Origin of the sequence: Brevibacillus porteri, from assembly GCF_003013475.1 — a bacterium.
GTDB classification, from domain to species: Bacteria; Bacillota; Bacilli; order Brevibacillales; family Brevibacillaceae; genus Brevibacillus; species Brevibacillus porteri.
In genome coordinates, this window is the sequence record NZ_PXZO01000039.1 from 101,370 (window position 1) to 117,030 (window position 15,661).

Below are 15,661 nucleotides of genomic sequence, written 5' to 3' on the forward strand. Positions count from 1 at the left end.
GAGAGGATTGCATATGGAAGCGAAGAAAGAATGGTACATGGAGTATGAGATTGCCCGTAACCGTCCCGGTCTCTTAGGGGACGTATCTTCTATTCTGGGGATGTTGAACATTAATATCGTGACGATCAATGGTGTGGATACCATGCGTCGAGGTATGCTGCTCTTGACCGATGATGATGAAAAAATGGAGGTTTTGCGCAACGTTGTGCAAAAAATGGACAACATAACCATAACGAGGTTACGTCCCCCGACAATGCTGGATCGCTTGGCTGTGCGTCACGGTCGCTATATTGAACGGGATAGCGAGGACAAAAAAACGTTTCGTTTTGTTCGTGAGGAGCTGGGCTTGTTGGTCGATTTCATGGCAGAAATCCTGAAGAAGGAAGGTCATCAGCTCATCGGGATTCGTGGCATGCCTCGCGTAGGGAAGACTGAATCGATGATTGCTGCCAGCGTATCCGCCAATAAACGTTGGACATTCATTTCCTCTACTTTGTTGCGCCAGACGGTGCGTAGTTCCTTAGCCATTGATGAAATGTCTACAGATCATGTATATTTGATAGATGGAATTGTCTCAACGCTGCGATCGACAGAAAAGCACTTCACCTTGCTTCGGGAAATTATGAACTTTCCTGCCGCAAAAATCATTGAGCATCCGGATATATTCGTAAGGGAATCTGAGTACCAACTTGATGATTTCCATTACATTATTGAGCTGCGTCATCATCCGGATGAAGAGATTACATATGAGCTTATCAACAATCGCGGCTTTGATAATTTCGAAATGAATTAAGGAGGGGCAGCTGTGTCTGAGCTAGGTCAAGTCCTACAAAGGGCCCGCGAAGAAAAAGGAATCACGCTCGACGACATCCAACGTATCACCAAGATACAGCGGCGATATTTGGAAGCTATTGAAAGGGGTCATTTTCATGTACTTCCTGGCCACTTTTACGCGCGTGCATTTATAAAGAGTTATGCGGAAGCTGTCGGTCTAGACCCGAACCACATCCTGACTCACTTTCAGTCCGATTTGCCGGCCCAGCCACCTACAGAGCAAGTAGAACGACTGCGTCGCAGACGAGTTGCTTCAGCGAACAATCCATTACAAGCGGGGCGATGGGTTACCAAGACCTTGCTCGTCTTGTTTATTGCCTTGATTATCGGGGTTATTTATTTCGCTGTCGTCAACAACAACGGAAATCAGATGACTCAGCCAGTGCCGGGTGGAACAGTTAACCCTGGAGCAGAGATTGTCACGCCTGGCAATGGTGGTGGAGCGGGAACATCCCCGATTGCTCAACAACCGAAGCCGCCTTCTATTACCACACCGAATCCTGAAACAGGAACAAACCCACCTGAGACCGTTACAGAAACTCCTCAGGCAACCATCACATTCGAATCGCAGCAAGGATCAATGTATAATTATTCCTTGCAAGGTGGAGAAAAAATCACGGTTTATTTGAAGGTGAAAGCAGAAACAAGCTGGTTTGGTATTTCGGAAGGAAAAGGCAAAACTTATGTTGAGCAGGGCACGCTCAAGAAGGATCAGGAAAAAACGATTGAGCTGGGGAAATCAGCTTATATTCGTTTGGGCAAACCGACTGTAGTGGAATTGAAGGTTAATGGAGTCTTGGTAGACACGTCTAAAATGAAATCAATGCCGTCTAATATTACGATGAAAGTTAAAGAGGCGGTCACCCAGTAGGCAAGCGTATGCTTGCCTTTCGTACTTTTCTCTTTTTTGACACTTCCTTTAGGCTTATATTATACTGGATAGGTGTAATATGGGTTGGTGTGACCAATTGGAGGAAAAAAGATGACAGAGAAGGTAGGCACGCGTGAAAAAGTAGCGATTGTTACGCTGGGCTGTGAAAAGAATCTCGTTGATTCGGACATGATGGCCCATCTGATAGATGAAAAAGGTTATGAACTGGTTGATAACCCGGAAGAAGCAACTGTGGTCATCGTCAATACCTGCGGTTTCATCGATGCAGCCAAGGAAGAATCCGTCAATAAGATTCTGGAAATGGGTGAATTGAAGGAATCCGGCAAACTGAAATCGCTTGTGGTGGCAGGCTGTCTCACACAACGTTACAAAGAGGATATCTTGAATGAGATTCCTGAGGTGGACGGTATTGTCGGAACAGGCGATTTTATGTCGATTACAGGTATTATCGAAGAATCTCTAGAGGGCAAGCGACCGATTTTTGTAGGAAATCCCATTTTTACGTACGAAGATGTAGTGAAGCGGAAAGTAAAAGAAGGCACATACTCCGCATATATTAAAATTGCCGAGGGTTGTGACAACGCCTGTACGTTCTGCTCGATTCCTTTGATGCGTGGGGGATTCCGCAGTCGTACAATCGAGTCCATCGTAGAAGAAGCGCGTCATTTGGCTGCTCAAGGTATCGTAGAAGTGAGCCTGATCGCACAAGATTCTACGAACTACGGAACGGATATTTACGATGGAAAACTGATGCTTCCTGAACTTTTAAACCGCCTGGCAGAAGTCGAGGGCATCGAGTGGATTCGTCTTCACTACGCATATCCTGGATTTTTCACGGATGAATTGATCCACACCTTTGCTACCAATCCAAAAGTGTGCAAATACGTAGATATGCCTTTGCAGCACTCCGAAGACCATATTCTGAAAAGAATGCGTCGCCCGGGAAGACAGACGGACATTCGTGCGCTGGTAGCAAAAATTCGCGCACAGGTTCCAGATGTGGCACTGCGTACCTCTTTGATCGTAGGATTCCCAGGGGAAACAGAGGAAGACTTCGAGCGCCTGAGCGAGTTTGTGAAGGATATTCGCTTTGATCGACTGGGTGTGTTTACTTACTCCAACGAGGATGACACTCCAGCTTCTCGTCTGCCTGACCACGTTGACGAAGAGCTTAAGGAAAAACGTGCGAACATGCTGATGGAAATTCAACGTGAAGTAGCCGGAGATCGCAACGGACGCTTTGTCGGTCAAGTCTTGGATATTTTGATTGAACGTTACGAAGGACGTAACGATATTTATGTAGGTCGAACACAGTATGACGCTCCGGAAATCGATGGTGAAGTATTCGTCACAGGTTTTAAAGGCGAACTGGGCACCATCGTAAAAGTAAAAATTACACACTCCTATGAATACGATTTAGCCGGGGAGGTAGTCTAGTTGAATCTCGCCAACCGCATCACACTCGCCAGGATCTTTCTGGTGCCGGTAGTTATGTTTTTTATGCTGGTGCGTTACAACATCGGGACATTTTCGATTGGCAGCCTGACGATGACGTATAACGAGCTGATTGCGGCTTTGGTGTTTATCCTAGCAGCCAGTACGGACGGACTCGACGGTTATATTGCACGGAAAAATAAAATCGTGACGAACTTGGGGAAGTTTCTGGATCCGCTTGCTGATAAGCTGTTGATTTCCGCAGCACTCATTTCACTTGTAGAGATGCAACGTCTGGAAGCGTGGATTGCGATTGTCATTATCAGCCGGGAGTTTGCGGTAACGGGTCTACGACTAGTTGCAGCGGCAGAAGGACAGGTAATTGCTGCGAGTGCATTGGGTAAACTGAAAACATGGGTGCAGATCGTAGCGATTACGGCTGTCATGATTCGCAACTTCCCATTTGAGTTCTTCGGCATTCCGTTCGACGAAGTAGCTACTTGGGCGATGGTGATCATCACGATTTACTCCGGGTACGACTACTTTGCGAAAAATCGTAACGTGATCCAATACTCGTAATGCGGGTATTGGTCTCTTTTTTCACAAGACTCTTCTCTTGAGCGTTTGCAAGTGATAAACTATTAGTTTAGAGGCTTTTCTACTCTCAAAGAGAATGGATGAGGAAGATGAGAGCGGAGATTATTGCGGTAGGTACCGAACTTTTGTTAGGCCAGATCGCTAACACCAACGCACAGTTTCTTTCTCAGAAGCTGGCGGAAATTGGCGTGGGAGTTTACTTTCATACGGTTGTGGGAGACAATACGGAGCGATTGCTACAAGTGATTCGATTGGCATCAGGGCGATCTGATCTCGTCATTTTCACGGGTGGGCTAGGGCCGACTCAAGATGATTTGACGAAAGAAACCTTGGCGGGGCATGTAGGCATTGGATTGGAAACGAATCCAGAGGCCATGGAGAGAATTGAAAAATTCTTTTTGCAACGTGGGATTGTCATGACGGAGAACAATCGTAAGCAGGCGCTGGTGCTTTCTGGCAGCCATGTATTCTCCAACGATTTCGGGATGGCGCCGGGGATGGCGATCCGTCATGACAGTAGTACGTTCGTGCTGTTGCCTGGACCACCAAGCGAGCTGTATCCAATGGTGGAGAATTACGTGATGCCTTACTTGAACGATTTGCTCCCAGAAAAACAAGTGTTTCATTCTCATGTACTCCGGTTCTACGGAATAGGCGAATCTGCCTTGGAGGAAAAACTGCTCGATCTGATCGAAAAGCAGGACAATCCAACGATCGCGCCATACGCCAAAGAATTCGAAGTAACGCTGCGGATTACGGCAAGAGCTGCTACAGTCGAAGAAGGGGAAGCCCTAATCTTACCTGTAGAAAAAGAAATTCTCAGCCGTGTTGGCCAGTATATGTACGGGATGGGTGAGAATTCGTCGCTGCATGATGTGCTGGTTTCTGAGCTAAAAAAGAGAAATGAGACGATTGCTTGTGCAGAAAGCTGCACAGGAGGAGCAATTGCCTCGTTGATTACCTCTGTGCCGGGAAGCTCGCAAGTGTTTCGTGGAGGGGTAGTCTGCTACACCAATGAAGTGAAAAATCAGCTGCTCGAAGTACCTGATTCCATTTTGCAAACAGATGGGGCAGTCAGTGAGAAAACAGCTCAATTGCTGGCTGAACATGTACGAGAAAAGCTGGGGGCTACTTACGGGATTTCTGTTACGGGAGTGGCTGGACCCGATCCTTCCGAGGGCAAGCCTGTTGGCCTTGTTTACGTAGGGATCGCGGCAGAAGGAATGCCTACAGTTGTAAAAGAGCTGCGCCTTGCCGGAAGAAGGCATGCAATCGTTGGGCGTGCCGCTAAATACGCGTTGTTTTATGCGCTGCAAATGCAAAAAGAAAGGTGATTTTTTTCATGACGATTTTTTCCGATTTTCCTTTACATAAATCTATTCTGCAAGCGATTCACGATATGGGCTTCGAGGAGCCATCACCGATTCAGGCAGCTTGCATCCCAAAAGTTCTGGATGGCGGAGACCTGATTGGTCAAGCACAGACAGGTACTGGTAAGACTGCTGCATTCGGGATTCCACTTGTAGAAAAGATTACGCCTGCCAATCGTGTACAAGCGATCGTGCTGACCCCAACTCGTGAGCTGGCTATCCAGGTTGCGGGAGAGCTCTTGCGCATCTCGAAATATAACAAAGTTCGTACGCTGCCAATCTATGGCGGACAATCGATCGGACATCAAATTCGTGCACTGCGCCAAGGTGTACAAATCGTTGTAGGTACTCCTGGCCGTGTTATGGACCACTTGCGCCGAAAAACATTGAAGCTGGATAACGTACATACACTCGTTTTGGATGAAGCGGATGAAATGCTGGACATGGGCTTCATCGAAGATATCGAAACGATCATCACACATATGCCGGAAGAGCGTCAAACCTTGCTGTTCTCTGCGACCATGCCGCCAGAAATCAAGCGTTTGGCTACCCGTTACATGAAACAACCGCAAACGATCGCGGTTAGCCGTGAAGAAGTAACGGCACCATTGATCGAACAGGTATACTACAAAGTGTTTGACCGTAACAAAGTAGAGAGCCTCTGCCGCATCTTGGACAGTGAGGATGTCGAGCTGGGTATCATTTTCTGCCGCACTAAGCGCGGCGTAGATGAGTTGTCCGAAGTGCTGCAATCCCGCGGATACCTTGCGGACGGATTGCATGGTGACTTGTCACAGGCACAACGTGACAAGGTCATGAATGCGTTCCGTGAGGGCTCGATTGAATTCTTGATCGCGACTGACGTAGCAGCACGCGGTATCGACGTAGGAAACGTCTCTCACGTAATCAACTACGATATTCCACAAGACTCTGAGAGCTACGTACACCGTATTGGCCGTACTGGTCGCGCAGGTCGCAAAGGAATTGCGATGACGCTGGTTACGCCGCGTGAAGTAAGACAAATGATGTTTATCCAAAAGCAGACAAAAGCACAAGTGCTCTCTCGCAATGTTCCTTCCTTGGAGGAAGTGGCTGAGCGCAAACAAGAGCAATTGCGTGAACAATTGACTAGCCTTTTGGAAAGCGATGCAATCGCGGATATGTATCAAAAAGTAGCGGATGCTCTCGTAGGTCAATACCCGGCTGAAAAAGTAGCAGCTGCTGCATTGCACCTGGCATTCCATACCGAAGCGGGACAAGGGCAGGAAGTAGAAGCGTACAACTTTGGTGAGACAGGCGCAGCAAAAGGCATGGTTCGCTTCTTCCTGAACGTAGGCCGCAATGCGAACATGAAGCCACAGGATCTGGTACGCGAGATCTCTGAATCTGTGGGTATCCCAGGAAAATCAGTAGGTCGCATCGACATTTTCGAGAACTTCACATTTGTTGAGGTTCCGGAAGAGGTAGCGGCATTCGTATATGAGTCACTGCGTCAAACACGTATCAACGGAAAACGAATCAATCTGGAGCCTGCAAAGCCTCGCGGAGCGAAGCGTTCCTAATTAGAGAGTATTACACAAAGCAGTCATTTCTCTGGGAACAATCAGGAAATGGCTGCTTTTTTACGATGCGAATATTTGTTCGTAAAAAATACTTGGCAAACACTTCTGTCTCGAGGTATGATGAAGACAAGCAAAAGAGATGCGAAAATTGAAAGGGTGTGTACCATTTGTCAGATCGTCGCGCAGCTTTGGAGAGTGCATTGCGTCAAATAGAAAAGCAATTCGGAAAAGGTTCCATTATGAAGTTGGGAGAAGTATCCAACATCCAGATTTCTACGGCTTCTAGCGGTGCACTTGCTCTTGATATTGCACTTGGTGTGGGTGGGTTCCCACGCGGACGGATTGTTGAGATTTACGGACCAGAGTCTTCTGGTAAAACAACAGTAGCGCTTCATGCCATCGCAGAAGTTCAAAGACAGGGTGGACAAGCTGCGTTTATCGATGCTGAGCATGCCTTGGATCCGGTTTACGCTGCGAAGCTGGGTGTGAACATCGATGAATTGCTGTTGTCCCAACCAGACACTGGTGAGCAAGCTTTGGAGATCGCGGAAGCACTGGTTCGCTCTGGTGCGGTAGACATTATCGTAGTCGACTCCGTTGCGGCACTCGTACCAAAAGCAGAGATCGAAGGCGAGATGGGAGATTCCCACGTAGGTTTGCAAGCACGCTTGATGTCCCAAGCACTCCGCAAGCTGTCCGGCGCCATCAACAAGTCCAAAACGATTGCCATCTTCATCAACCAGCTTCGTGAAAAAGTGGGAGTTATGTTCGGTAACCCAGAAACAACTCCGGGTGGACGCGCTTTGAAGTTCTACGCGAGTGTTCGCTTGGACGTTCGTAAAGCGGAATCTATCAAAGTTGGCAACGACATTTTGGGAAGCAAGACGAAGATCAAAGTCGTCAAAAATAAAGTAGCACCACCATTCAAGGTTGCTGAAGTGGATATCATGTACGGCGAAGGTATTTCCAGAGAAGGTAGCATTCTCGACATCGGTTCCGAGATCGATGTGGTTCAAAAGAGTGGCGCATGGTACTCCTTCAATGAGGAGCGTCTCGGCCAAGGTAGAGAGAATTCGAAAGTCTTCCTGAAAGAAAATCCGCACATTGCATCACAGATTGAAACAAAGGTGCGCGAATACTTCAGCCTAAACCCTGGTTCTGTTCCAGAAGGTGAAGCAGTAAATGACCCAGAGCAAGATGAAGAGCCTACATTTGATCTGGAGTAATGAAGAGTAGAAGAGCAGCCTGTCGATGAGACAGGCTGTTATTTTAGCTTTGCGAAGGAGTGAATCATCATGAAGAGCGGCCTGATCACTGCCGTTCATCGAGATATCAAACAAAAGCAACGCTACCATATCGATGTCGAAGGCGAGTATGCCATTACCGTACACGAAGACATACTGGTAAAGTACAACCTATTTAAGGGAACAGAATTAGATGAAGCTTTTTGCCGAGAAGTCCTGATAGCAGAAGAAAAGCATAAAGCGTATTTAGGTGCATTGCGATATCTCGGCATACGCCCGCGAACAAGCAGTCAGCTGCATTCTTATTTGATAGAAAAGGGATTTTCGCCACAGATTGCAGAAGAGATATGCCAGCGCTGCAAGGATCACGGCTACATCGATGATGAAGCATTTGCGAAGCAATGGGTAGACGAGCGATTGCGTTTGAAGCCGAGGAGCCCGTATATGCTGCGTATGGAGCTTACCCAGCGTGGAGTGGACAGAGCGATTGTAGAGGACGCAGTACGTGGCGTGTCTAGGCAGGCTGAACTAGATGCTGCCCGCGCATTGATAGAGAAGAAGGCGCGGCGTATAGAGGGTGCACCGAACCCCGATGAAGAGCGCAAGCTGCTATCTATGCTGATGCGCAAGGGATTCTCCCATGCGATCATTCAACAAATGCGTGAAGAATTGCGTCATAGAAGCGATAGTTAGAGCCAACTCTATTTGCATGATCTTGACAATTCTTGTTCACAAATAATAAAATAGGTTTGTATTTACTTGGTGTATCATAACTTTTGTGATTTGCTCACTCGTTGCCTATGAAACAACTGAAAAACCGTGCGAAAGCTGTACGGATTCAGCGGACCGAGTAAATCGGTCTTGTTTTTTAGCCGAATGTTCAAATGTGAGAGCACTCCATGGAAAACAAATGCTTGGAAAGCGGGGAGATGTCTTACAATAAGGAGGTGAAACGAAAAAGCCTATGGATCCTATACTTACTGTTGTCATTGTGCTCGTTGCCCTGCTGATCGGCTTGGGTGCAGGCTACTTCACTCGTAAATCGATTGCGGAAGCGAAGATCTCCAGTGCAGAAGAAGCTGCACGACAGATCGTGGAGGAAGCTAAACGGGACGCCGAAGCCGTTAAGAAGGAGAAGGTGCTGGAAGCAAAGGATGAAGTGTTCAAGCTTCGATCCGAAGCGGAAACCGAATTGCGTGAGAGACGCAATGAGATCCAGCGTCAGGAACGACGAATTCTACAAAAAGAAGAATCGTTGGACCGCAAGATGGAACAGCTGGAGCGCAAAGAAGAAGAATTGTCTGAGCGTGACCGTACCATCGCAGAACTGCAAAGCAAGGTAGAGCACTTATATAAAGAACAAGTATCAGAGCTAGAACGAATCTCCGGCTTGACGCAGGATGAGGCGAAGACGATCATTCTGACTGATGTGGAGAATACCGTCCGTCACGAAATGGCTGTGATGATCAAGGAGATTGAGACTCAGGCCAAGGAAGAAGCGGACAAGCGTGCTCGTGAGATCATTACGACCTCCATTCAACGTTGTGCAGCAGACCACGTAGCAGAAACAACCGTTTCTGTGGTTACGTTGCCAAATGATGAGATGAAGGGACGTATTATCGGACGCGAAGGACGTAACATTCGTGCCCTGGAAACGTTGACTGGTATCGATCTGATTATTGACGATACTCCAGAAGCAGTCATCCTGTCTGGCTTCGATCCGATTCGTCGGGAAATCGCCAAGACAGCGTTAGATAAACTGGTCGCAGACGGCCGCATTCACCCAGCTCGCATCGAGGAAATGGTGGAAAAAGCACGTCGCGAGGTAGACGAGCGAATCCGTGAATACGGTGAGCAAGCAACGTTTGAAACAGGCGTTCACGGCTTGCATCCAGATCTGATCAAGATTCTCGGACGCTTGCGTTATCGTACAAGCTACGGTCAAAACGTACTGAAGCACTCTATGGAAGTGGCACATCTCGCCGGTTTAATGGCGGCAGAACTGAAAGAAGATGTGAAGCTGGCCAAACGTGCAGGTTTGCTGCATGATATCGGAAAAGCAATTGACCATGAAGTAGAAGGTTCACACGTTGAAATCGGTGTTGAACTGGCTAAGAAGTACAATGAGCACCACGTAGTAGTGAACAGTATTGCGTCTCATCACGGTGATACCGAACCAACTTCCGTCATTGCTATGCTCGTGGGAGCTGCTGACGCTCTGTCTGCCGCACGCCCAGGTGCACGCCGTGAGACATTGGAAACATATATCAGACGTTTGGAGAAACTGGAAGAGATCTCTGAGTCGTTCGATGGCGTAGAAAAGTCTTATGCGATTCAAGCAGGACGCGAAATTCGCGTGATGGTTCAACCTGATAAGATTGACGATGCGGAAGCTACCCGTCTGGCACGGGATATCACGAAACGAATTGAAAATGAACTTGACTACCCAGGTCATATTAAAGTAACGGTTATCCGTGAAACACGGGCAGTTGAGTATGCAAAGTAAAGTGGCTGCGTGCCACTTTACTTTTTTTGTAGCGCAACGAAGGACACACCAAATGCTTGACGAAGTCAAGTTTTCTAATGAGCAGAGGAATTGTGTATACTAGCAATGAGGTGATTTGGTAATGAAGTTGTTATTCATTGGAGATATTATGGGCTCGCCTGGCAGAGAGATCGTGAAAACATATTTGCCGTTACTGAAACGAAAATACAGCCCTACCTTTATCGTAGCAAATGGAGAGAACGCTGCGCATGGTCGCGGGATCACAGAGAAAATTACCAAGGAGCTTTTCGAGTGGGGTGTTCACGCGATTACGCTCGGGAATCATACGTGGGACCAAAGAGAAATTTTCGATTTTATTGATGATGAGCCGCGGATGATTAGACCCGCGAACTTCCCAGAAGGGGCTCCCGGAAAAGGGATTACATACATCAAACAACCAGAAGGGGAACTAGCTGTCATTAATTTGATGGGGCGTACGTTCTTGCCACCGCTCGACTGTCCATTTCAAATGGCTGACAAGCTAGTAGAGCAAGCTCGGAAGCGTACGAAGTTCATTTTTGTAGACTTTCATGCAGAAGCTACATCGGAGAAGCAAGCTATGTCATGGTACCTAGATGGGAAGGTAACAGCGGTCGTGGGGACGCATACCCATGTGCAAACCGCTGATGAACGTATTTTGCCTCAAGGAACCGGATTTTTGTGTGATGTGGGAATGTGTGGCCCAAGTAACGGCATTTTGGGGATGGAACGCGAAGCAGTTATTAAGAAATTTTTGACGCAGCTCCCTGTTCGCTTTGAGGTAGCGCCAGATCCTGCGCAGTTGAATGCAGTGCTGATTACTCTAGATAAAACGAGTGGGCATGCGAAAAAAATGGAACGAATCAGAATTGACTCTGACCATCCGTTTATGGAATAATGAGAATAAGATTAGAATTTTTTGAATCTTTCAAGCGAGTTAGCAGGAATTTTTAGGGGTTATGCGAATATCATTCTAATGATGACAGGATTCCTATCAGACGGGAGGTTCAAAAAGGATGGAAGTATTAAAAGTTTCAGCAAAGTCTAACCCCAATTCCGTTGCTGGTGCCCTTGCCGGAGTTCTTCGTGAACGAGGAGCCGCTGAGATCCAAGCCATTGGTGCTGGGGCGCTTAATCAAGCTGTGAAGGCAGTAGCAATCGCACGAGGGTTCGTAGCGCCGAGTGGAGTTGACCTCATTTGTATTCCAGCCTTTACCGACATCGTGATTGATGGAGAAGAACGAACTGCAATCAAATTAATCGTAGAACCCAGATGATACAACTGCAAATGCTTCACCTGCCTGTTTGTTCGAAGAATGAACAGGTTTTTTCGTTTGTCCAGAAGTATAACCTCCGAAGTTATCGATGAGAAGGAGCGTTTCCATATGAAAATCTTTGATGCGCATAGCGATGTATTATGTAAGCTATGGCAGAACCCTGATTTGGACTTTTATAAAGAAGACAAGCTCTTGCAAACGGGTTTTACCGCCCTTGAAAAAGGGAATGTAGACATACAAGTGCTTGCCTGTTTCGTCCCTTCTCAGGTGCCGTTTGGACGTCGTTTTCATACGGTACTAGAAATGATCGATATTTTTTATTAAGAGGTGGCCAGTGATAAATTCCGGCCCATTTTCACAAAGGCAGATTTGGCTGAATGCGTATTAAAGGGACAGAAAGGGGCTATTCTGTTTGTAGAAGGCGCGCATGCATTAGAAGAGAGTCTGGTTCTGCTACGTACGTGGTTCCGGCTTGGTGTAAGAGGAATGACGCTGACCTGGAATCATGGCAATGCCCTAGCGAGTGGAAATGGAGAGCCGAATCCAGGTGGACTTACTTCATTTGGACGAGAAGTCATAGAAGAAATGAATCGGCTGGGGATGATCATTGATGTTTCGCATTTGGCCGATCCAGGATTCTGGGATGTACTAGAATGCTCGAAAGCACCAGTGATCGCTTCGCATTCGAACGTGAGAAGCATATGCAATCACTCTCGCAATTTGACGGACGATCAAATTCAAGCGTTAATCGCCAAAGATGGCGCGATCGGCTTGACGTTTGTAGACTTCTTTACCGTACCGGAGAAGCGCACGGTTTGGATCGATGACTTGCTGCGCCACTTGGATCACATCTGCGCGTTAGGTGGCGTAGATCACGTAGGTTTTGGCTCCGATTTCGATGGTATTACCGAGACGTTTGGAGACATGTCATCTGCGGCAGATTACTCCCAGTTACTAGAAAGTTTGTTAAAACGTTATAAAGAGGCGAAAGTATTGAAATTTGTGCAAGGAAATTGGTTGCGTGTTTTCGGAAACGTGCTACAATAAAGCATGAGGATATTAATGTACCAAGTTCAACATTAAAATTCAGGTCAAAAGTAAGTTGAGTAAAAGCACTTGCAATTTGACATGGACAGGACTACAATTGTTACTGTCTATGCACAGAAATGTCACATCTTATCAGTATTTTCAAGGTGTGATAGGCAGCTTTTCTCACAGTCACTGAAAGGGTGGAATCTGAATGATTAGTCAACTTTCCTGGAAAGTTGGAGGACAGCAAGGGGAGGGCATCGAGAGTACTGGTGAGATTTTCTCGATGGCGATGAACCGGATGGGGTACCATCTGTATAGCTACCGTCACTTCTCTTCCCGTATTAAGGGTGGACACACGAACAATAAAATTCGCGTGAGCACAACGCCAATGCGTGCGATCTCTGACGATCTGGACATTCTCGTAGCGTTTGACCAAGAGACGATCGATTTCAATGCGCATGAGCTTCGTGAAGGCGGTATCATTATCGCGGATGCGAAATTTAATCCAAAGTTGCCGGACGGCTTGAAGCCAGTTCGCTTCTTCACTGTACCACTGACTGAGATCGCTGATGAGTTGGGAACTTCCCTGATGAAAAACATGGTGTCGATTGGTGCATCCAGTGCCATCCTCGGCATTTCAGTGGAAAGCTACCGTCCTATCGTTGAAGATATGTTCCTCCGCAAGGGCGAAAAAGTGGTTGAAAAGAACATGGATGCCATTCGCCGCGGTTTTGATTTTGTAAATGAATTGACTGGTGGTCAACTGCCTGAGTTCCAAATGGAAAAGGCTGATCCACAAAAGCAACTGTTCCTCATCGGTAACGATGCGATCGCTCTGGGTGCTGTAGCAGCAGGCTGCCGTTTCATGCCAGCTTACCCGATCACACCTGCTTCCGAGGTAATGGAATACTTGATTAAAAAGCTGCCTAAATTGGGTGGTACTGTTATCCAAACAGAAGATGAGATTGCTGCTATTACGATGGCAATCGGTGCTAACTTCGCGGGTGCTCGTTCCTTGACTGCTTCAGCAGGTCCTGGTCTGTCCCTGATGATGGAAGCAATTGGTCTTGCTGGTATCACGGAACAACCAGTTGTTATCGTGAACACGCAGCGTGGTGGCCCATCTACTGGTATGCCTACCAAAATCGAGCAATCCGATGTGAATGCTATGATCTATGGTACACACGGTGACATTCCAAAAGTAGTGATCGCGCCAAGCACAGTAGAAGAGTGCTTCTACGATGCAGTTGAAGCGTTTAACATTGCGGAAGAATACCAACTGCCTGTTATCCTGATGACAGACTTGACATTGTCCTTGGGTAAACAAACAGTGACTCCATTTGACTACAGCAAAGTAGAAATCCGTCGCGGAAAACTGCTTGCTGGACAAGAATTGCCAGAAAAAGAGCAAAACGACCTGTTCAAACGTTATGAAGTAACAGAAGACGGCGTTTCTCCTCGTGTTATTCCTGGTCAAAAATACGGTCTGCACCACGTAACTGGTGTTGAGCATGATCAAACTGGTCGTCCATCTGAGAATGCTGCAAACCGTATTCAACAAATGGATAAACGTATGCGCAAAATGGAAGGCGTCCTGAAAAACTTCAAAGGCGCTGTATCAGCAGATGCTCCTCACGCTGACGCGGATGTTCTGGTTGTAGGTATCAACTCCACAATCGGTACCATTCAAGAAGCAAAAGGCCGTCTGGAACAAGAGGGAATGAAAGTAAACCATGCACAAATCCGTTTGCTGCATCCGTTCCCAACTGAAGAAATCAAAGCACTCGTAGATAAAGCGAAGAAAGTTGTTGTTGTTGAGCACAACGCCCAAGCGCAAGTAACAAGCTTGCTCAAACAACACGTTGGAAACGCTGAAAAAATCGAATCCGTGCTTAAATATGACGGTAACCCATTCCTGCCGAAGGAAATCTATGCTGAAGTGAAGGAGCTGGTAAAACATGGCGACTATGAAAGAGTTTCGAAATAACGTAAAGCCAAACTGGTGCCCAGGCTGTGGAGACTTCTCCATCCAAGCGGCTATTCAACGCGCTGCAGCGAACGTAGGTCTGGAACCTGAAAATCTGGCAGTTGTTTCCGGTATCGGTTGCTCTGGTCGTATTTCCGGCTACATCAACTGTTATGGTTTCCACGGTATTCACGGACGTTCCCTGCCAATCGCACAAGGTGTGAAAATGGCGAACCGCGAGCTGACAGTTATCGCAGCAGGTGGTGACGGGGATGGTTTCGCGATCGGTATGGGCCATACTGTACACGCTATCCGTCGTAATATGAACGTTACGTACATCGTAATGGATAACCAAATCTACGGTCTGACAAAAGGTCAAACCTCCCCGCGTTCCGCGACTGGTTTCGTGACCAAGTCTACACCGGCAGGTTCCATCGAGTCCTCCATTTCTCCAGTTGAACTGGCGCTGTCTGTGGGTGCGACTTTCGTTGCTCAATCCTTCTCCAGCGATCTGAAGGGCTTGACTGAACTGATCGAAAAAGGTATCCAACACGAAGGCTTCTCCTTGATCAACGTATTCAGCCCTTGTGTAACCTACAACAAGGTAAATACGTACGACTGGTTCAAAGAGAACATCGTACCAGTAGACACGATCGAAGGATACGATGCACATGACCGTATCAAAGCAATGTCTACTTCCATGCAATACAAAGGCCTGATTACAGGTCTGATCTACCAAAACACTGAGCAAAAACCTTACGAAGCCCTCGTAAATGGCTTCAAAGAAGAAGGTTTGGTTAACCAAGACATTCGTTTGTCTGAAGAAGACTTCGAAAAATTGGTTAAAGAATTTGCTTAAGTTTGATAGAGTGAAAAACCTCTCCTTAACGGGAGAGGTTTTTTTGTTACAGTGCGCCCAGCATGGGCGA

13 protein-coding genes and 1 pseudogene are annotated in these 15,661 nt (G+C 47.1%); all 14 read left to right on the plus strand.

The annotated features are described in order from the left end of the window. The first annotated feature begins 13 nt into the window (after positions 1 to 13). The 14 genes and pseudogenes from C7R92_RS20000 (at position 14) to C7R92_RS20065 (ending at position 15,591) form a co-directional block, all read left to right on the plus strand. The gene (locus tag C7R92_RS20000) at positions 14 to 793 is read left to right on the plus strand and encodes a YmfK family protein (protein ID WP_016743377.1); all 780 of its coding nucleotides are present in this window, start codon (positions 14 to 16) and stop codon (positions 791 to 793) included. A 12-nt stretch (positions 794 to 805) separates the two neighbouring features. Continuing rightward, positions 806 to 1,705: a helix-turn-helix domain-containing protein gene (locus tag C7R92_RS20005; protein WP_017249264.1), complete on the plus strand. Its 900-nt coding sequence runs from the start codon at positions 806 to 808 to the stop codon at positions 1,703 to 1,705. A gap of 111 nt (positions 1,706 to 1,816) precedes the next feature. Beyond that, positions 1,817 to 3,163 (plus strand): 30S ribosomal protein S12 methylthiotransferase RimO, encoded by a 1,347-nt coding sequence (gene rimO, locus C7R92_RS20010; protein ID WP_017249263.1) that lies wholly within the window; start codon positions 1,817 to 1,819, stop codon positions 3,161 to 3,163. Next, complete coding sequence (gene pgsA / locus C7R92_RS20015; protein ID WP_017249262.1) at positions 3,164 to 3,739, plus strand: CDP-diacylglycerol--glycerol-3-phosphate 3-phosphatidyltransferase; 576 nt, start codon at positions 3,164 to 3,166, stop codon at positions 3,737 to 3,739. A 107-nt stretch (positions 3,740 to 3,846) separates the two neighbouring features. Then, positions 3,847 to 5,091: a competence/damage-inducible protein A gene (locus C7R92_RS20020; RefSeq protein ID WP_026043139.1), complete on the plus strand. Its 1,245-nt coding sequence runs from the start codon at positions 3,847 to 3,849 to the stop codon at positions 5,089 to 5,091. Positions 5,092 to 5,099: 8 nt separating this feature from the next. Then, positions 5,100 to 6,689: a DEAD/DEAH box helicase gene (locus C7R92_RS20025; RefSeq protein WP_069849194.1), complete on the plus strand. Its 1,590-nt coding sequence runs from the start codon at positions 5,100 to 5,102 to the stop codon at positions 6,687 to 6,689. Between the two features lie 167 nt (positions 6,690 to 6,856). Continuing rightward, a complete protein-coding gene (gene recA / locus C7R92_RS20030) occupies positions 6,857 to 7,915 on the plus strand; it encodes a recombinase RecA (protein WP_017249260.1) in 1,059 nt (352 codons plus the stop codon). Between the two features lie 69 nt (positions 7,916 to 7,984). Beyond that, positions 7,985 to 8,626: a RecX family transcriptional regulator gene (locus C7R92_RS20035; protein WP_017249259.1), complete on the plus strand. Its 642-nt coding sequence runs from the start codon at positions 7,985 to 7,987 to the stop codon at positions 8,624 to 8,626. Between the two features lie 271 nt (positions 8,627 to 8,897). After that, positions 8,898 to 10,439 carry a ribonuclease Y gene (rny, locus tag C7R92_RS20040; protein ID WP_017249258.1) on the plus strand — a complete coding sequence of 514 codons (1,542 nt, stop codon included), beginning with the start codon at positions 8,898 to 8,900 and terminating at the stop codon, positions 10,437 to 10,439. A gap of 121 nt (positions 10,440 to 10,560) precedes the next feature. Beyond that, entirely contained in the window at positions 10,561 to 11,355 is a 795-nt protein-coding gene (locus tag C7R92_RS20045) for a TIGR00282 family metallophosphoesterase (protein ID WP_106835406.1), read from the plus strand. 118 nt (positions 11,356 to 11,473) lie between these two features. Further along, entirely contained in the window at positions 11,474 to 11,734 is a 261-nt protein-coding gene (spoVS, locus tag C7R92_RS20050) for a stage V sporulation protein SpoVS (RefSeq protein WP_003385776.1), read from the plus strand. A 108-nt stretch (positions 11,735 to 11,842) separates the two neighbouring features. Next, positions 11,843 to 12,781 (plus strand): annotated as a pseudogene (locus C7R92_RS20055) (dipeptidase). A 193-nt stretch (positions 12,782 to 12,974) separates the two neighbouring features. Continuing rightward, positions 12,975 to 14,753 carry a 2-oxoacid:acceptor oxidoreductase subunit alpha gene (locus C7R92_RS20060; RefSeq protein ID WP_106835407.1) on the plus strand — a complete coding sequence of 593 codons (1,779 nt, stop codon included), beginning with the start codon at positions 12,975 to 12,977 and terminating at the stop codon, positions 14,751 to 14,753. Beyond that, entirely contained in the window at positions 14,725 to 15,591 is an 867-nt protein-coding gene (locus C7R92_RS20065; RefSeq protein ID WP_087346699.1) for a 2-oxoacid:ferredoxin oxidoreductase subunit beta, read from the plus strand. The genes C7R92_RS20060 and C7R92_RS20065 overlap by 29 nt, the downstream gene beginning before the upstream one ends. The last annotated feature ends 70 nt before the right edge of the window (positions 15,592 to 15,661 follow it).